This window comes from Microcoleus sp. S36b_A4 (genome assembly GCF_036700645.1).
Taxonomy (GTDB): domain Bacteria; phylum Cyanobacteriota; class Cyanobacteriia; order Cyanobacteriales; family Microcoleaceae; genus Microcoleus.
Window position 1 is genome coordinate 1 of sequence record NZ_JAUBPI010000010.1, and the last position, 18441, is coordinate 18441.

General features: G+C 44.6%; 22 protein-coding genes and 1 pseudogene. 10 read left to right on the plus strand and 13 right to left on the minus strand.

From position 1 onward, the window contains the following. Positions 1-159: 159 nt before the first annotated feature. The 9 genes from QUA03_RS04955 to QUA03_RS04995 form a co-directional block, all read right to left on the minus strand. Positions 160-507 (minus strand): DUF1036 domain-containing protein, encoded by a 348-nt coding sequence (locus QUA03_RS04955; RefSeq protein ID WP_333210206.1) that lies wholly within the window; start codon positions 505-507, stop codon positions 160-162. A 41-nt stretch (positions 508-548) separates the two neighbouring features. Further along, on the minus strand, positions 549-929 hold the full coding sequence (locus tag QUA03_RS04960; protein WP_333210208.1) for a hypothetical protein: 381 nt from the start codon (positions 927-929) through the stop codon (positions 549-551). A gap of 294 nt (positions 930-1223) precedes the next feature. After that, positions 1224-1634 (minus strand): beta/gamma crystallin-related protein, encoded by a 411-nt coding sequence (locus tag QUA03_RS04965; protein ID WP_333210210.1) that lies wholly within the window; start codon positions 1632-1634, stop codon positions 1224-1226. A gap of 144 nt (positions 1635-1778) precedes the next feature. After that, a complete protein-coding gene (locus tag QUA03_RS04970; RefSeq protein ID WP_333210212.1) occupies positions 1779-2510 on the minus strand; it encodes a LuxR C-terminal-related transcriptional regulator in 732 nt (243 codons plus the stop codon). 749 nt (positions 2511-3259) lie between these two features. Further along, on the minus strand, positions 3260-4795 hold the full coding sequence (locus QUA03_RS04975; protein ID WP_333210214.1) for an HlyD family efflux transporter periplasmic adaptor subunit: 1536 nt from the start codon (positions 4793-4795) through the stop codon (positions 3260-3262). A gap of 459 nt (positions 4796-5254) precedes the next feature. After that, positions 5255-5470, minus strand: coding sequence for a hypothetical protein (locus QUA03_RS04980; RefSeq protein WP_333210216.1), 216 nt, complete (start codon positions 5468-5470; stop codon positions 5255-5257). Positions 5471-5912: 442 nt separating this feature from the next. Further along, the gene (locus tag QUA03_RS04985) at positions 5913-6254 is read right to left on the minus strand and encodes a hypothetical protein (RefSeq protein WP_333210218.1); all 342 of its coding nucleotides are present in this window, start codon (positions 6252-6254) and stop codon (positions 5913-5915) included. 138 nt (positions 6255-6392) lie between these two features. Next, on the minus strand, positions 6393-6578 hold the full coding sequence (locus tag QUA03_RS04990) for a hypothetical protein (RefSeq protein WP_333210219.1): 186 nt from the start codon (positions 6576-6578) through the stop codon (positions 6393-6395). Positions 6579-6977: 399 nt separating this feature from the next. After that, a complete protein-coding gene (locus tag QUA03_RS04995) occupies positions 6978-7802 on the minus strand; it encodes an AraC family transcriptional regulator (protein ID WP_333210221.1) in 825 nt (274 codons plus the stop codon). A gap of 439 nt (positions 7803-8241) precedes the next feature. On the opposite strand from QUA03_RS04995, the gene QUA03_RS28985 reads away from it, so the two are divergent. Further along, a complete protein-coding gene (locus QUA03_RS28985) occupies positions 8242-8451 on the plus strand; it encodes a cysteine peptidase family C39 domain-containing protein (RefSeq protein ID WP_445304767.1) in 210 nt (69 codons plus the stop codon). Next, a pseudogene (locus QUA03_RS05000) lies at positions 8439-8948 on the plus strand (ATP-binding cassette domain-containing protein); the annotation flags it as partial. The gene QUA03_RS28985 and the pseudogene QUA03_RS05000, both read left to right, overlap by 13 nt. 77 nt (positions 8949-9025) lie before the next feature. On the opposite strand, the gene QUA03_RS05005 reads toward QUA03_RS05000, so the two are convergent. Both QUA03_RS05005 and QUA03_RS05010 read right to left on the minus strand, forming a co-directional pair. Then, entirely contained in the window at positions 9026-9133 is a 108-nt protein-coding gene (locus tag QUA03_RS05005; protein ID WP_333210223.1) for a PEP-CTERM sorting domain-containing protein, read from the minus strand. Between the two features lie 93 nt (positions 9134-9226). Next, entirely contained in the window at positions 9227-9838 is a 612-nt protein-coding gene (locus QUA03_RS05010) for a Uma2 family endonuclease (RefSeq protein ID WP_333210224.1), read from the minus strand. 101 nt (positions 9839-9939) lie between these two features. On the opposite strand from QUA03_RS05010, the gene QUA03_RS05015 reads away from it, so the two are divergent. The 5 genes from QUA03_RS05015 (at position 9940) to QUA03_RS05035 (ending at position 14665) form a co-directional block, all read left to right on the plus strand. Next, positions 9940-11259, plus strand: a complete 1320-nt coding sequence (locus QUA03_RS05015; RefSeq protein WP_333210226.1) for a 3-isopropylmalate dehydratase large subunit — start codon at positions 9940-9942, stop codon at positions 11257-11259. 167 nt (positions 11260-11426) lie between these two features. Then, entirely contained in the window at positions 11427-12191 is a 765-nt protein-coding gene (locus tag QUA03_RS05020; RefSeq protein ID WP_333210227.1) for a hypothetical protein, read from the plus strand. A gap of 48 nt (positions 12192-12239) precedes the next feature. Beyond that, entirely contained in the window at positions 12240-13001 is a 762-nt protein-coding gene (locus QUA03_RS05025; RefSeq protein WP_333210229.1) for a DNA-binding protein, read from the plus strand. A 348-nt stretch (positions 13002-13349) separates the two neighbouring features. Beyond that, complete coding sequence (gene aqpZ / locus QUA03_RS05030) at positions 13350-14048, plus strand: aquaporin Z (RefSeq protein ID WP_333210231.1); 699 nt, start codon at positions 13350-13352, stop codon at positions 14046-14048. A gap of 128 nt (positions 14049-14176) precedes the next feature. Further along, positions 14177-14665: a gluconokinase gene (locus QUA03_RS05035; RefSeq protein WP_333210233.1), complete on the plus strand. Its 489-nt coding sequence runs from the start codon at positions 14177-14179 to the stop codon at positions 14663-14665. Between the two features lie 181 nt (positions 14666-14846). Here the strand turns inward: QUA03_RS05035 and QUA03_RS05040 are convergent, their stop codons facing one another. Next, complete coding sequence (locus QUA03_RS05040) at positions 14847-15824, minus strand: carbohydrate kinase (RefSeq protein WP_333210235.1); 978 nt, start codon at positions 15822-15824, stop codon at positions 14847-14849. 185 nt (positions 15825-16009) lie between these two features. Next, positions 16010-16207 (minus strand): hypothetical protein, encoded by a 198-nt coding sequence (locus QUA03_RS05045; RefSeq protein WP_333210237.1) that lies wholly within the window; start codon positions 16205-16207, stop codon positions 16010-16012. Positions 16208-16267: 60 nt separating this feature from the next. Between QUA03_RS05045 and QUA03_RS05050 the strand changes: the two genes are divergently transcribed. The 3 genes from QUA03_RS05050 (at position 16268) to hisS (ending at position 18271) form a co-directional block, all read left to right on the plus strand. Continuing rightward, positions 16268-16543, plus strand: coding sequence for a photosynthetic electron transport-dependent transcriptional regulator PedR (locus tag QUA03_RS05050; protein ID WP_006633901.1), 276 nt, complete (start codon positions 16268-16270; stop codon positions 16541-16543). A gap of 34 nt (positions 16544-16577) precedes the next feature. Continuing rightward, positions 16578-16859 carry a hypothetical protein gene (locus QUA03_RS05055; protein ID WP_333083165.1) on the plus strand — a complete coding sequence of 94 codons (282 nt, stop codon included), beginning with the start codon at positions 16578-16580 and terminating at the stop codon, positions 16857-16859. A gap of 137 nt (positions 16860-16996) precedes the next feature. Further along, entirely contained in the window at positions 16997-18271 is a 1275-nt protein-coding gene (gene hisS, locus QUA03_RS05060) for a histidine--tRNA ligase (RefSeq protein ID WP_333210239.1), read from the plus strand. Positions 18272-18441: the final 170 nt, after the last annotated feature.

Genomic DNA, 18441 nt, shown 5'->3' on the forward strand with positions numbered 1-18441 from the left:
TGTTCGTACTTCATATTATGGGAGCTAATTTTTTCTTTTATTTTACCTAGAACGAGCGCACTTTCGCAAGAGGTCTAATGATTATTGGAGAGGTCTACTTGGATAGATTGGTCAAGTTAAATTTAGAATAAAAATTTAACTTGACAACGCCACTGAGAATTATGCTGTCAAATTCAGCGTAAAATTGTCGTAACTGTTAATATCAAGCAACCGGAAGCCTACATTAGTTGCCTGCGTGCTGCTTGTCCACTCACACCAGTCAAATGCTTGTGGAGGGACAGGCCTTACGTAAGGCCCTGACCAATTTGCTCCGTTATCAGCCTCGGCATAGTAGCAGTAGTAGCGATTCAGACTACGCAAACTACCCCCATATACCACTTTGCATTCGCCAGGATTGAGCCGCCACCAACCTTTTTTTGCCCAATCCCCACCATCTGGGCAGTTGGGACGATAGTACATAATAGCTACCCAAACACCAGATGTATATTTGTTGCAAATTGTGAGCATATTCCACCTCTTACAATGAGTAATTGCCAATGAATACGGTTCTATTTCCCTGTGTTGGAACGGGTAAATTCAGGTAAAACTTCTTTGTTTTCCACAGAGAACATTGATGATGCACGTAGGGTGTGAAGCAATGTTTGGTTTTCGATGCCCGGTTTAGCATCTGATTGCCCTTCGCGAGCTGTCGAATCTTGTTTCAGGGCACCGACATCAACAAAATCGACTGTTGCATCTTCTTGGCTTTTTTGAGGTAAAACTTCTTTGTTTTCCACAGAGAAGATTGATGATGCGCGTAGCGTGTGAAGCACTGTTTCATTTTCGATGCCCGGTTTAGCATCTGATTGACCTTCGCGAGCAGCCCCATCCTGTTTCTGAACACCGAAATCGACAAAATCGACCGTTGCATCTACATTATTGGTTTCCATTTTTACCTCCGTAGTGGATTTTTGTTGGGCATAGTTTACAGACTCCGTATAGCGTTTTATCTCATATTCCTCAAAATAAACTTTGAGAGCAATACGACGATCCGCGTATAGAATTATGAAGATATTGCAACAACTTACGCAACCGTTAAGTTGTTCTAATTAAACGTAAGACGCGATCGCACTTTAGATTCCCGACTTCTTAAAGAAGTCGGGATCTGGGTATTCTGTTTTTTTAGGAGGGCTTACTTATCAAATGAGGTGCGTTCGGTAACGCACCCTACGACAGAAGATGCTTTAATTAGTCAACTGGATACACTTGAATGATGAGATGATGTCATTCGGGATGTTGGCAGACTCAACCCAGCGGTAGTAGCCGGGACCAAGCACCCAGCTTGCTCCCTCGTAGTGCGAATGCTGGAAGAACTGCCATACTCCAGAGGCAATAACAATGGAAGAGATTCTATCATTCCACCAGTCGCCAACATAGTACCAATTGAGATTAGTGCGTGCGTTCGCCCCTCCAAAGTCAATATGGTCGTAAATAACGATTTCGGGGAGGCGACTAGCGGTTATGGCACTCACTGACGCGGAACGTTTGACTCCCTTGACCAGTTGCATATCACCAATCTTAGACTCCAGATCGACAATGCACCCGTTAAGAGTGGTCAGGTTATGAGGTAGAACAAGCTTTTCCATAGTATCCATGGCAAAATCCTTAATTTAGGTTTGAGTTGTTGTCAATTAGACACCTCCGCCAAACAGCAACTACAGTTAGGCTGTTGGCTTTGTGTATGCTCTAATTCTCTTCAACATAAACTTGGGGAACAATACGACGATCTGCGTATAGGATTATGAAGATATTGCAACAAATTTCCCGTTAAACAACCCCAATTTTTCCATAGCCACCATCACAGCAGCAGTCCGAGTTTGTACGCTTAGTTTCCCGTAAAGATGCTCCAGATGTTTTCGCACTGTTCCTTCACTGCAACCGAGCACTTTAGCGATTCCTGCATTGCTTTTATCTTTGGCAATCCAGAATAAAACCTCCGCCTCGCGTTTGGTGAGTCCTAGCGATTCCAGGGTCGAAATAGAGAATGATTGCAGTTCTTCTTCCTCCAACAGCAAGAGATGTTGCTGGTTGATGGGATCTGGAATCAGACGGACGATCAACTGTATTCCTGCTTGCTGAATGTACAATGGTAAACAGCTAGATGGAATATCGCCGGTGAAGGTGAGTCGCGATATCTGTTGCTTGAACCAATGTTGTAAGAGTTCTGGCAATGAGTGCGGGGCGCGGGATAAAAAATACTGATTCAACAGTTGTTCGGCGCGTTGAGTCATGAATTGCACCTGCCCTGCAATCTCCACAACTATCGCCCCTACCCGATCCAAGATTTGCTTGACTAATACCTTAATGAAATTATCTGACTCTGTGTTAGTGCGATCGCCTAAAACTTCGAGAGTATAATTTTGGTAGCAATTTTCGTAACTTTTGGCCTCAGCTTTTGCTGCTGGGAATTTATCAATACCTTCAGATGTCAACATAACTGCGCGCTGACGTTTTGGTGTCTGTGAATTCATGGGAAATATCTCCATTGGCATACAGGGTGAGAATGACGAAACCAGATACCCTTGCGGTGGGGGTATCTAGCTCATTTCACTCTTGTTCAGGTCTACAACTGTAGAAATGCACTCTGAATTTTTTTGACAGTCCCTGATTTAAATTGCTTTTCTTAAGTAATCACTAACAATAACAGTCACTAGCTGTTAGTTACCAGTCGCATAATCGAGTGACTTGCAGAAATTTTATTTTTGTGTTAATCCAAGTAGAGGCTATTGTAGAGATTAGTGGCGAAAAAGAAAGTGACAGTCAATCGATTTTAGATTTTAGATTTTAGATTTTAGATTGAAGAAAGCGACCCCAGGGATTTATCCGGGGGCTTGTACACTGGTTGTTTTCGGTCAGGACAAAATTTTACTATTAAATTCGCCAAAGATAAATTTATACAGGGGAGACGATCGCACTTATGGAAAAAATGCGATCGCTGCCAACACCTAGCCCTGTAAAAAAAACCTAGCTGTTTCTTAATCTGGAAGGCAAACCAGCCTAATCGGCCAATAGCAAGGGCAACAATATTGCTAGGTTATGGCGCTGCTTCGAGAATGCTGAGTGCGTTGATGCAGGTTGCTTTTCCAAACCTGATTTGACTGGTGAATCGGCCAACTTGAAGATAGGTAAAAATGCCGTGCGTACCAGTATAGCAAATCGCCCTAAGAAGGGCGCGGTGAATTACGTCATGAAATATACTAATTGGTGATGGTAAAGTTGGTTAAACATCAGCGAGCATCCTGGCTTTTCTGAGAATAAATGTAAGTACGGTTTCTTGTCGAGAAATAATGTCTGCTGTAACTTCCATTCCGGCTTGAATATGATACTGACAGCACTGTTGATCAGCAGATTGACTAATAGCCCGATCGCGCTTGACTAAATAAGTTCTTTGGGGTATAACAGTCACTTCATAGTAAGGCGGACTGTTATTTTCACCAGCAATGGCATCGGGTGCGATCGCGCTAACTTTCGCTTCTAGTACCCCGTAGTCGGGATAGGGATAGGCAGAAATCCGCAGGATAGATGTTTGACCGATCGCAATTTTACCAATATCAGGAGCGGCGACGCGAGCTTTGACGACAATCGCAGCATTAGCGGGAGCAATTTGAGCGATTGCCGCACCGAGTTGTGCAGTTTGTCCGGGATTTCGCAGATTCAGTTTGAGAATGGTGCCGTCTACGGGAGAACGAACGACACTTTTTGCAAGTTCGGTATCAATTTGTTTGAGCTCTTGGCGATCGCGATTGATTTGATTTTCGATGTCAGCGCGATTCTGAATCGAAACTAATTGTTCTTTTTTCAACGCTGCCAAAGCTGCTTCACCCTTGGCTTTTTCTTGAGCAATTCGCTGTTGGGCGATCGCCACGGGTGCACCACTGGGATTCAAGGCAGCTTCAACAACTTTCAATTTAGCTGCGGACACTTCAACAGCTTGTTGCTGCCTGTCAACGGTTTTTCTTTGGCTTTCAACTGCTTTTTTTTGCGCTTCTACGGCGGCTTTTTGCCCTGCTACGGCTTGTTCTTGCTGCTGTGCGGCAAGTTTCGTCTCCTCCAATAAATCCAGCGAAATAGCGCCTGTTTCTTGGATTGACTGATAGCGATCGCGCTTAGAAACGGCTGCTTTTAAATTTGCCTCGGCAGCCTTTAAATTTGCTGCGGCTGTTTGCAAGGAAGCCTGTTCTTTTTGCAATTCCGGCAGCGATTTTTCCCATTCCGACTGAGCTAATTGTAAATTAGCTTTGGCCGCTTCAACTTCAGCCAGCGAGGTAATTTGCCGTTCTCCATAGTCCCGCTGGCTGCGGCTTAAATGAGCTTGGGCAGAGGCAACTGCGCCTTCCATGGCCTGGGTTTCCGCTGCTAGGCGATCGTCTAAAGCGCTAATTTGAGCAGCAATTTGACGCAGTTGCAGTTGGTTTTGCTGGATATTTCCTTGCAGTTGGCTTTGTTTAGTTAAAAGTTGGGAAGAGTCGATCAGGGCGATCGTATCTCCTTGTTTGACAGCCTGATTTTCTTTGACTTGAATGCTTTTAACCGTGCCTGCTGTCGCCGCTTCTACAATGCGAATTTCACCAGCAGGACGGACGGTAGCGGGAACTCGGACGGTAACATTATATTTAGCGACAGCAGCAAGGGCGATCGCACCGCCAAAAGTTGCCAACAAAAATAATCCGCCCGCCGTTATCCAGCGGCTGATGGGCGGCAAGAATTCATCGGGTTTCGCAGTACGGAGAAAGTCAAAAGAAGAGTCATTAGTCATCAGTCATTAGTCATTAGTCAGTTGGCAGTGGTTATTTGTTATATGCAGGGCGATCGCTCTGTTATACCATATAACGTTTTGCGGGGGCGGGTTTTACCAACAATATTTGGCTAAAATCCAGAATCTAGTGAACCCGCCCCCGCCCAATTACCAGTTACCAAATTAAATGTTTCTGCAACATTTTTTAACTCCTTTAACTAAAGGGATTGGGGAATAATAGCAGAGTGCGGATATTAGCAGACAGAGCTGATAATCCTGTTTGGTTTGAGGTTTTGGAGCGCATACCGCGTTTTTTATTGGGTTCGGTACTCACAATTGGCCGAACATCCGAAAGTTGACTAACGCTGGTAACTTGACCGCCTGCGATTAAATTGGCTTCCGGATCTGAAATATCCTGAAGTTCGCGATCGCTCAGCCAAAGACTCTAATTAAGCATTTCCAAGCCTCCTGTTACAATTACTATTGTTTTGCCTTGTTGGCTTGATTAAGAAAAGAAGGGAGAGCGATCGCATATACAGTCGCTAACTCAGCCGCGAACTCCTCTTGGAGACGCTGTATTTCCCCACCTGATATCGATTCCTGACTCTGTTCGTTTAAATCCATCACTAGCGGATTTAATTTCTGAACATCCAACACTGATTTTGATGAATTTTTAGTTTGGTCTTTGCGAAACATTTTTCCCCTCCCGATTTTTCCAACAGACAAATTATGGGAGATGCCATCGCACAAATAAGATACTGGCATTCAAGAGCGATCACTCAGAGCAGTAATGTTCCCCTAATTTTTCCTTCCGCTTGCACAATTGAGCTTTCAGACAGACTACTTCTATGGAAAGTGAAAGAGGATGGAGCCTGTGAGGTGCTTGGTCGAACGACATCGGAGAATCCAATACTCCAAGCTAAGCAACCCTCAGCCCCACCAGAAAGCTTTTCGGCTTGTTGGTCATCTAATTCTTACCAAAGTTCTCGAATTTCCATCATCAAATCCTCCATTTTGCTTCAAACTTAACGATCGGTTTTCTGTCTAACCTAACAGTGTCAGATGCCGCTCTTGAATGTCTTGCACATTGTTGCTGTTTTTGCATGTTCTTGTTACGAATCGAGCGATCGGCATTTCTTCAACAAGACTTACGCAAAAAAACCGGTTTTTGAGAAAAATTGTGCATTACTAGCGAGAGATATTGACAGAGAAACCGGGTCTTTGATTCCGCGTGGGTAAGTCCTGTTCCAATCATGAGAGTAGGAATACTCCGAATTCCGTAGTGACTGGCTAGACTGCCAGTTCCAGTTACTTGTTCTACATCTCTTGCTGTCAATTGGGGGCGAATTCTATCCTCACCAGTGTAACCTCCTGATAGTAATTTCTCATTTTCTTCGCCTAACTCAACAACAAGTGCTTGCGCGGCTACAAAATCCAAGGCAGACGGCACTGAATTATTTGTTTTGTGTTTTTGAAACATCTTTCAACTCCTTGGATTGTTGTAAAAATATGAGCCTCGGAGGGCGGGTTTACCACATGGTGTTCGACATATAGGGTTGGTAAAACCCGGTTCTACAAAGTCGTTACCATCCGGTGAATTCAAGAAGTAGTATGGTTGCTAAAATCTGACGATCGTAATGTCAATACCTACTTCACATTTACCCGGTACTTGGCACTTAGCCCATCCCTTCACTCTTCCCCCACCGCCTATTTGAGCAGCTACCTCATCACCGATTTCTTTCCATAAAGCTTGATTTGGATCGTTTGGTATGGTTTGCGATTTTTTAGGCTGCATTGCTTTCATCAGATTTAATCCTGTAGGTTAATTCATCAAGATGAGAGTGTAGGGCGAGAAATACCCACCCTACAAATAGGTAAACTCCACCCAATTAACAGGTGCAAGTTTGACGCTCATAGTCGTAATAGCATCGTATCCATAGTCCGTTGTGTTTCATCCAACCATTTTCTCCGCCAGAATATTGGCTGGCTATGTCATCATTGAGTTCGACCCATAGAGCTGGGTTTTGTGTGGTTTGCGATTTCTTAGGCTGCATTGCTTTCATCAGATTTACTTCTGTACGTTAGTTAAAGTCTGATATTTCTTGCTCCCCAAGGAGAGCAGGATTCTCGCTTGTCTACCTTTGATGATGGCAAACGCCGCATTACCTGTATTGCACAGTCTTGCGGTTTTTGCACATTCTTGCTATGAATTGAGCAAAGTCTTGGGAGTCACTCCTGTCAAGCGTTTGAAGTGGCGATTGAGATGACTTTGATGAGAAAAGCCGCAGGCGATCGCAATTTCCGACAAACTCATATTTCCCTGCAACAGCAATTGTTTTGCCCGTTCTACCCGCTGTTGAATCACGTATTGGTGCGGACTGATACCAACAGATTGTTTGAAAGCGCGGGAAAAGTGGTAGGGACTGAGTTGGGCGATCGCCGCCAGTTCATCTACACTGAATTGCCGTTCTAAATAATCGTTGATATAGTCTTGAACCCACCTCAATTTGTGCGGACACATTGCCCATTTGCCGTTGATTTTACGCTCCCCTTGCGTCGAATAATGCCGCAATAAATGTACGGCAAGTGCGTTCGCCATTGTCTCTGCATAAAGCCGGCTGCCCCCGCCATCTGATTGCGCTTCTGCCTTGAGTGCCAGTCCAATTTGCTGGATTAAGGGATCTTGAAATGGCATCGGCCACAATAACTCAACTTGCTCGGTATTGAATAACTCCAGTGCGCTGCGAACTATGAATTCGCGATCGAGATTGAGAGAGAGTAAATTCATTTCACTATGCCACCGGAGTTCGTGAGATAAATTAAAGGGACAAAGACCCAGCGCACCGGGAAATACTTGCTTGGTTTCCCACTTGCCGTCAATCTTTCGTTCCATCTGGAAACTCTGTCCGAGGTTGATGCCTATCGAGTAAGAACCGATCGCATATTGAGGGGTTTCAAACGGAGGCTGGCGGTGGTATTCTAAACTGATGCCAGTCCAAATTGCGCGATCGTTCTTGATGATTGGCAACTGAGGAAATATCTGGGGAAAGTGTTTTTTTTTGATTTGAATCGACAAAAAAAACTTTACTTTCAGACATGATTTTCTGTCCCCCGCTACAAAACTATCTTTCTGTTTAATAATAGTTAGGACTTACGTAAAAACAGCGTTGCAACACTATTGATGGCGGTAAGGTGCGGTGTGTTTCGCCCTACAGAGAGAGTTCATGCGTAAGTCCTAATTGGGCAACTTTACGGTTTATTTAATTTTACGTTTGATAGGGCGATAGGCGACTAAAATCTCTGAATATACATAGAACTGAAACGCTAGTCAAGAGCCTGCAGGGTGCCTCACCCTACTCCCGAAAAGAGTTTTTGGAGATGTCTAATCATCAAGCGTTCTAGGCGCAAAAGACCCAGAAAAACGAAAAATCAACAGAGGAAATAAGCCTGTAAGCTTCTAACTTGTTATGAAATATCCGATCGTTCTCCAACACAGCGAAGAAGACTGCGGCGCCGCGTGTCTGGCTACCGTTGCCAAATCCTGCGGGCGCACGTTGGCCATCAACCGCGTCCGCGAAGCCGTCGGTACCGGACAATTGGGCACAACGCTGCTGGGATTGCGCCGCGGGGCAGAAGCTTTGGGATTTAACGCCCGTTCCGTCACGATTTGTCGCTAGAATGCCTGCGCGAACAAGTCGTGCTCGTGCCGCAGGAAGCTCACTTTTGGAGCCGATCGATTGTCGAGAATTTCCGCTTTTGTTACCCTAGCGCGACTTTAGAACAAATAGTAAAAGCTTGCCAAATTGCCGGTGCCGACGATTTTGTCAGCGGACTTCCCGACACGTATCAGACTGTTTTGGGCGAGTTTGGCGCGAATCTTTCAGGAGGACAAAGGCAAAGATTGGCGATCGCCCGCGCCCTTGTCACCGAACCGCCCGTGTTGATTTTAGATGAATCTACAGGAGCCCTCGATCCCGCAACTGAAACTGAAGTGCTCGATCGATTATTAGCCGATCGTCAGGGCAAAACGACAATTTTAATCAGCCACCGTCCCCGAGTCATTCAGCGGGCTGATGTGATTGTACTGCTCGATCGGGGTGAACTCAAACTAACTGGAACTCCCGAAGAGTTGAGCCAAATTCCAGGAGAACATTTAAATTTTTTATATCCATAATTATAGCATCCGACTTCGCGTCTTCGCGGTTCGTTATAACACCCAAGCGTGATCGGCAATCGGGTCTGGTCAAACTATCATTTAATTAAGAGCGATCGCCTCTTAATTTTGACGACCAACAATCCCAATCCTGCAACAATCATGGCAGCAATGGTGCTGGGTTCTGCCACTGCTCCGGCAATCATGAAAGAATTGCTCCCCAAAGTGCGAGATCCCTGAGAACTGCTATAGACGAGCCGCCAAATGTTGGCAACATCACTGCGATTGCCTCTTATAGTTCAATCGGTAAATAATGGAACTTCCAGCACAAATCCAGGTAAAACATCTTCTCCAGAAAGTTGTGTTGGTAAAGAGCGAACCTCTTTTGGTTGTCCCTGTCGATAAATTTCTACCTGCTGATTTTGTGGATTAAACAACCAACCCAACCGCACCCCACTTTGTAGGTATTCCATCATTTTATCTTGCAAGGTTTGCAGATTGTCCGATCGCGATTCCCTACGGGATAGCTTCGCTTCACGCAGTTCAATGACAAAATCCGGCGCTATGGGGGGAAATTTCTGTCGTTGTTCTGGAGTGAGTGCTCCCCAGCGAGACAATTCCACCCATGCTACATCAGGAGAGCGAGATCCTCCACTGGGCAATTTGAATAGCGTGGAAGAACTAAACACCTTACCTAGTTGGGTTTCGCGATTCCAAATATAAACCTCACCGCCGAGATCCATCTCGCGACTACCCCTATCACCGCCAACTGGAGACATAACAATTAATCTTCCTTCAGCATCGCGCTCGATCGTCAATTCAGGATTGCTGAGACAGAGTTGATAAAACTGCTCATCGGTAAATTGAACGCGATCGAGATTAACTTTTAGGGGTAACGTCAGCAAGGTCATAGTCCTTACTCCCGATTTTTGAGACCTGATAATTTCAATTTTAATAGAATGTTTCGCTTACAATACACTTGTAGCATCTAATAAAAAACAGCGATCGCACTATGGGAATGACTCTGACCGAAAAAATATTAGCCAAAGCATCAGGCCGCACTAAAGTCGAGCCCGGAGAAAATATCTGGGTAGAAACAGACGTGTTGATGACCCACGATGTCTGCGGGCCCGGCACCATCGGCGTTTTCAAACGCGAATTCGGTGAGAATGCTAAAGTCTGGAACCCAGACAAAATCGTCCTCATTCCCGACCACTACATTTTCACCAACGACGAACGCGCTAACCGCAACGTCGATATTCTCCGCGATTTTGCCGCCGAACAAGGGATAAAATACTTTTACGACATCACGGATCGATCGGACTTCAAAGCAAATCCCGACTACAAAGGAGTTTGCCACATCGCCTTAGCACAAGAAGGCCACACCAGACCGGGCGAAGTGCTGTTCGGCACCGATTCCCACACCTGCAATGCCGGCGCTTTCGGACAATTTGCCACCGGTATCGGGAATACAGACGCGGCTTTTATCATGGGAACCGGCAAACTGTTAATCAAAGTTCCCGCAACCATGCGCTTTGTGTTCAACGGCGAACTGCCGGATTATTTGTTAGCAAAAGACCTAATTTTGCAGATTATTGGTGATATTAGCGTGGCCGGTGCTAACTACCGGACGATGGAATTTGCGGGCGATACAGTTGAGCGTTTGACGATGGAAGAACGGATGACGCTGTGCAATATGGTGATTGAAGCTGGTGGTAAAAACGGCACGGTTGCGCCAGACAAAACTACGTTTGATTACGTTACTTCGCGGACTGACAAACCCTTCGATTCATTTTACAGCGATGGGGATGCTAAATTTTATAGCGATCGCACCTACGATGTCAGCAAATTAGAACCAGTCGTCGCCAAACCCCACTCTCCCGACAACCGCGACTTAGCCCGCAACTGCCGCGATGTCAAGATCGATCGAGTTTACATCGGTTCCTGCACCGGTGGCAAAACCTCCGACTTCCTGAATGCCGCCCGCATTCTCAAAGGAAATCAAGTCAAAGTTCCGACTTATTTAGTACCAGCAACTCAGAAAGTTTACGAAGATTTGTTTGTCACAAAATACGATGGTCAAACGCTTTCGGAAATCTTCTTAGCTGCCGGTTGCATCGAACCTGCTGCCCCTTCTTGCGCCGCTTGTTTGGGCGGCCCGAAAGATACTTTTGGGCGGATGAATGAACCCGAAATTTGTGTATCTACAACTAACCGCAATTTCCCCGGCCGGATGGGAAATAAAGAAGCGCAAGTTTATCTAGCTTCGCCTTACACGGCCGCCGCTTCGGCGCTGACTGGGCACGTCACAGATCCGCGCGAATTCCTATAAGGTAGGGGCAATCCCCCCGTGGTTGCGCCCATATCGGGGGTAGGCACTCTTGGCACTACCCCTACAAATCTGTATGAATGATGTAGACGCGATAACTAGAATAAAATCAAAATAACTATCTATATCAAATGTGAAAAATTATGGTGACTCATCAGATCTTACGCAAGATGTCTGCCGCATTTCTCCTCTTAGCGGTTGCCCTATCATGCAGCTCAACTACGGCAATAACTCAAGCAGAAAAGGTTGAAGAAAAGCCAAAATTGCAGGTTGGTTACGGCGATTTGATATTTGACTATGAATCAGAATATATGATGATTCCCGTTACTTTATCTGGCGATGAAAAACAAGCGGGATTTCCCACTGTCTCACCACTATACGATTCTTATGAAGAGTCTAGGGGTAGCGGAATAGTTGGTTATAATATGATTTTTTATAACAAAAGTAGCGGAGAGTCTAATATTTTATTAAACAGACCAGCGTTAATCTCCAAATTTGAATATTTGTTAGGTAAACAAGAACCAGAAAATCCAAGCCAGGAAAATGTACAAACAAATCAACCAAAGCAAAATCGATCCAACAAAGCATCCAGCAAGCCTCAGAATCAGTTGCTGTTATTTCACATCATAGATAGCGATACAAATGCTGATGGCAAACTTGACAGGGCGGACGCAATTATTGGATATTTATCTAACTTGGGAGGCAAATCGCTTCAGGCAATAACTCCGCCCGATACCCAGTTAATGAGTTGGGTATTTGATGAAAAGAGCGGCGGAATTTTTCTCACTATTAGAAAAGACTCGGATGGCGATCGGAAGTTTACCGAAAAAGACGGTATTGATTTTGTCCGAGTGAATGTCAGCCAACCCAATGTTGGCAAAGAGATAATCGACGGTAAAACTCGGCAAAAATTGCAAAAAATTCTTATTAATTAAGAGTAAAGATAAGGTGCATTACCTAGTTTAAGTGACAGGAGATTTGCTTTGAAAACACTATTTTTGGCTTGGCAAACCCCGGACAGCGGTTCTTGGTTTCCGATTGGTCGGTTGACATTTAACGGCAAAGAATACCAGTTCAATTATACAAATGGTGTTCTAGAAGCTAAACTTAAGTGCGGGTTTCTGCCTTTGCCATCTTTCCCGAATTTCAATAATGTTTACACTTCACAGAAACTGTTTTCGTTGTTTTCTAATCGAGTGATGGCGCGATCGCGCCCTGACTACCCTGAATTTGTACAATGGTTGAATATCCCTGAACACGAACATGACCCAATTGCTTTATTGGCGCGCAGCGGAGGCAAACGGGCAACTGATAAATTTGAGGTGTTCCCTTGTCCCGAACCAGATGAAAATGGACGTTACTGTATCCATTTTTTTGCAGATGGACTGCGATACCTTTCCAAGTCGGCAATTGAACGGATTAATCGGCTTCAAGTGGGCGAACTTTTGTATTTAGCCCACGAATTTCAACATCCGCGCCCTTCCCGTCTGCTTCTGTGTACTAAAGATCACTGGATTGTCGGCTATTGTCAGCGCTATCTGGTGGATGATATTTTTGAAATTATTTCGCAGCATCCAGAATTGGTTCGCGTAGAAGTCGATCGTCTGAATCAACCCCCAACACCCCTAAAGTTCCGCTTGCTGTGCAAGATTACTGCCGATTGCCAGCAAGGCTTTCGACCCTTCAAAGGCCCGATGTACCAGCCGGTTAGCAGTGATGTTTTAGCTGCAAGTGCGATCGGATAATCAGCAACAATAAGTAAAATTACGATCGCAGAATTAGGAAAAAAGTCAAGTTAATTATTGTGAATTGAATACAGATTGAATACAGAAAATTGCACAATTTAGACGAATAATTAGCTAGCTGTTGACATTTTTTACATAATAGAGTATCTTTGAGCTAATTTATCGATTCCAAATTCCGCATTCTCAGTCAAGCCCATACAATTTATGAAAATTATTAGAGCTATACGCTGCTAATAATTTTCATTAGTATTTTTGTGCTAAATGAAACAAATACGAGTTTTAATTTTTATACTTAGAACTCGTATGAGTGCGAAATTGACCGATTAGAAACTTCCGCAAATTGTAAGTATGAACAAAAAAATAAAGATTGGGGTTGCTGAAGCTTTTGGTACTTTTGTGTTGGTATTAGGTGGATGTGGCAGTGCGGTTTTAGCTGGAGACAAAATCGGTTTTTTGGGAGTTTCGATCGCCTTTGGTCTATCCCTCTTAATCATGGCTTATACCATCGGCCCTATCTCTGGATGCCACATTAATCCGGCGGTAAGCATCGGTTTAGTAGTTGCCAAACTGATCGATGCTGTTTTGCTTCCTTATTATATAGGAGGTCAGATTGTAGGGGGAATTCTAGGCGGTCTTGTTTTGTATATGATAGCATCAGGAAAACCAGGTTTTGATGCGGCAGCTTCGGGATTTGCATCTAACGGTTTTGGAGAACATTCTCCCACTGGTTACGGACTTTTGGCAGCAGCTTTGACGGAAATTGTACTGACTGCTTTTCTGTTATTTACAATCATGGGTACTACCCATCCCAAATATCCAGTCGGTTTTGGTGGAATTCCCATCGGCTTGATGCTGGTGTTGATTCACTTAGTCGGAATTCCCATAACTAATACTTCAGTTAACCCAGCTAGAAGTATCGGTGTTGCACTTTTTCAAGGCGGATGGGCAATCCAACAGTTGTGGGCGTTTATTGTATTCCCAGTGATTGGTGGAATTATCGGCGTTTTGGCTTATAATCTCATTAAACCCACTATGGAAGAAATTTGATCGAGAATCAAAAATAAACCGGGTTTATTGATTTTTTTAGGGTGGTAGAATTCATCCGGCAACTTAAGAAACCCGGTTTGTCGATCGCACAACTTGATAAAATTGCAAGTATTCGGTAAATAGGTGCCATGATTACGATCGTGATGGGAGTCTCAGGTTCTGGGAAAACAACTGTTGGCAAGTTGCTGGCGCAATCTCTCAATTGGGATTTCAGCGATGCCGACGATTTTCACCCATCAGCTAATATCGATAAAATGAGTCGGGGCATTCCTTTAGAAGATGCTGATCGCCTTCCTTGGCTATTACAATTGCAAGCTACAATAGACAGGTGGCTGTTAGAAAATAAAAATGTGGTTTTGGCTTGTTCTGCTTTAAAAACATCTTACCGCGAAATGCTCTACCGAGACCACAAGCGAATGAAGATAGTTTATCTAAAATGTTCTTTTCAGCTATTAGCCACAAGGTTAAAAACTCGCGAAAATCACTACATGAAAGCAGATTTGCTGTTAAGTCAGTTAGACAGTCTCGAAGAACCTGAAGATGCAATTATCATAGATGCTTCGCAGCCGTTAGAGTTAATCTTGCGCCAAATTAGAATTCATCTGATGTGCCGTTAATTGGACACAATAAAACCTCTAATACCAAATCTAGCTTCAATACCCCTTAATTTCTTAGTTTCTCTCCGCTAGGAGAGATTTTTAAGGCGGATTTAGTATAAAAGTTATTTTTTTATGAAAAACCTAGTTTCTGAACTAAATTTAGCCCCCTCTTCGTTTCCAGGCTGATAGGTTTGCGGCCCTAATTTTTGTACAAATACAAGAAAGCTTCTACTTCAGCCCCAGTAGGTTGAGCTCTAATGGCCCCGGGTTTCATCGCTGTCATCGCACCTACCGCACTGGCATAAGTTACAATTGTTTGGGCTATTTTTGGATCGGCTAAATTCTTAATTCCCTGCTTGCACAACTGTCGCACAAAACCAGCCAGAAATGCGTCGCCTGCACCTGTTGTATCCTCAACATCTACTGTAAATGCGGGGATTTTTCCTTCATTTTCAGAGATACAATAAGCGCAACCTTTCTCGCCTGCTGTCACCAAAACGCCTTCTACAGAATCGAGACGGTAGGTAATAGCTCCAGCGTCGGTAGTGTCAAACAACCATTCGGCTTCTTCCTCAGATAACTTGACAAAATCAACTTTTTTTAATATTTTTCTAATGCGCGCTTTTGCTTCGTCTGGATTTGGCCAAAACACGGGACGCCAATTGATGTCAAGTATAATTTTAACGTCGTACTGTTCTGCTAGTTCGATCGCTCGGATGATCGCCTCTCGACTTTCAGGATAAGCTAATTCTAAAGTGCCTAGCACTAAATATTCGGCATTTTCAAACAGCACTTCGGGTAGTTGTGCAGCGAGGAGGCGGGTGTCAGCAAAATCCGCAGTATCAAATTTGCCAAAACCGGCAAAAGATCGATCGCCCACTTCATTTCGCAAGACATAAACTTGTCGCGTCGGCGCACTTGGATGTCGCTGCAATCCAGCAATATCAACCCCTACTTCTTGCAACACCTGCACTAGGGAATTCCCCAATTCATCCCCACCTACAGCACCGATAAATCCCGCCGCCGTCCCCAATTTAACCAAAGCACAGGCAACATTAGCAGGAGCACCGCCGGGATATGCAGTCCAAGATTCTACCTCTTCGAGAGATACTCCTGGTTTGTCTGCTAAACAATCAAATAAAACTTCACCCAGACACAGAACGCGAGGATAAGTCATAGAAATTTGAGATTTGAGATTGGAGATTTTAGACCAGCAGTAGACAGGTCAATAATGATTTTTAACCCATCCCAGGAAAATTGCAAGCTATTTTTTTATGGCTGCTCCTATAATATCAGACTTACTGATATTGGCAGTTACTCCCTAAAGGCTCAAATATAGTGCGGGGGTATCAGTTAGTTGTTTTACGCGCCAACATCTGCAGGTTGGGTCCGGATCTCAGATGGAGGTAGGTAAAGGCAGCATCCGCCACCCGACGCACAAGCAGTGGTGGCTGCCCGTCTTGCCTTGTGCGCGCTGGGTTTGCACTCGTGGCGATTCTGCAAGCGAGTTGGTGCTTCTGGCCCGAAAAAGTAGCACAGCAAATTTAATTTTCTCTTCATACTTGATCCCTCATCCTTTAGAATTGTAGATAGGTAAATATGCAGACATAGGAAAAATTTATGAGTGGGATTGTCTCTGGAACCCCTGTCACCCTGTCGGACAGAGAATTGCAAGTGGTAGAGTTAGTAGCAGCGGGATTGACTAATGAGAAAATCGCCGAAAAGTTAGAGATTAGCAAGCGTACAGTTGACAATCACATTAGCAATATCTTGAACAAGACGCGGGCTGACAATCGAGTTACACTTGTACGCTGGGCGTTGCAGTGGGGAAAGGTATGTTTGGACAATATTAACTGCTGTCCTCTACCGCGGCCGATCGATAAAGAAGTATCTTAAGTAGGGATTTTGGTTGGAAACAGGCAAAGAAATGATGCAAACGGCACAAGAAAAACAACTCCGCTATCAAATTCAAAGCCCTGGATTGCCGCTGGCGGTGTATCGCGAAGTGGCGACCCATTTGCGTCAAGTTGAAGGGGTGCAAACCGGTTTAATTCCGCAGCAGTCGCAGCGGTTTGATTACTACGACAGCCAAGTTGGGGGTTTGTGGATACAGTATCCTGAAGGGTTCGATTTGGCAGGTCGCGAGCGGGTCGATCGCATTTTGGCTTATTATGGCGATCGTTACGGAGCCTGGGAATTATTAAGTCATTAGTTATTGGGAATTGTTAGCTGTTGACTGTTGACTACTAACCGTTAACTAATGACTACTGACTAATGACTAATGACTAATGACTAATGACTAATGACTACTGACTACTGACTAATGACTACTGACTACTGACTAACAAAATGAGTGCAATTAAAACTTTACCGGGAACGCGGGATATTTTGCCCGCTGAAATTCAATATTGGCAAAATATAGAAGAAGTCGCTAGAACAATTTTGAAAAAAGCGGCTTATCGAGAAATTCGGACGCCAATTTTTGAACAGACATCTTTATTTGAACGCGGCATCGGCGAAGCTACCGATGTTGTGGGCAAAGAAATGTACACTTTTAAGGATAAGGGCGATCGATCGACTACTTTGCGACCAGAAGGCACAGCCGGAGTAGTTCGAGCTTTTATTCAAAACAGTTTGTACGCGGCGGGAGACGTGCAGCGTCTGTGGTATGCTGGGCCGATGTTTCGCTACGAACGCGCGCAAGAAGGAAGACAGCGGCAGTTCAATCAAATTGGCGTGGAAGTCTTGGGGAGTGCGAATCCTCGTGCGGATGTCGAGGTAATTGCGATCGCCTGTGATATCCTGCAAACTCTCGGTTTAAAAAATTTGCGCCTCGATATTAACTCTGTCGGAAATAAGGAAGACCGACAAAATTATCGACAAGCATTAATAGATTATTTTACACCGCACAAAGACGAATTAGACGCCGATTCTCAAGACCGCTTGACTAGAAACCCGCTGCGGATTTTGGATAGTAAAAATGAGCGCACTCAGGAAATTGTCAAGGGTGCACCGAGTATTTTAGAATATTTGGGCGATGAGTCGCGATCGCACTTCGAGCAAGTGCAGCTTATGCTCACAAATTTAGGAATTAGCTATCAGTTAAATCCCAGATTAGTGCGCGGTTTAGATTACTATACCTACACCGCATTTGAAATTATCTCCGACGATTTGGGAGCGCAAGCAACAGTTTGCGGAGGCGGCAGATACGACGGTTTAGTCAAGGAATTGGGCGGCCCAGATACGGCGGCAGTCGGTTGGGCAATGGGTATCGAAAGGTTGATTATCCTGCTGCAAAAGTTACAACCTTTGCCCGCGCCGAAGTTAGATTTCTATTTTGTATCTAGGGGCGAAAAAGCAGAACAGCAATCGGTATTGTTAGCTCAAAAATTGCGAAGTGCGGGGTTTAGTGTCGAGATAGATTTGAGCGGTAGTGCTTTCGGGAAACAGTTTAAAAGAGCCGACAGAAGCGGTGCTGTTGCGTGTTTAGTTTTGGGAGATGCGGAAGCTGAAAACGAGACGGTACAATTGAAGTGGTTGGCGAGTGGTGAACAAAGTGCGATCGCCCAATCGGAACTACTAGCAATGACAAACGAGCTACAGCAGAGAATTAACAACCCTTAGAACTCTCGGTTTTAGCCCAGTCTAGATCCCCCTAAATCCCCCTTAAGAAGGGGAGTAGGGGTTGACTTTGACAGCACTCTTGTTCCCCCTGATTGAGAAGGGCTTTGACGGCACTCTTGTCCCCCCCTTATTAAGGGGGGCTAGGGGGGATCTAGACTTCGATACAAACA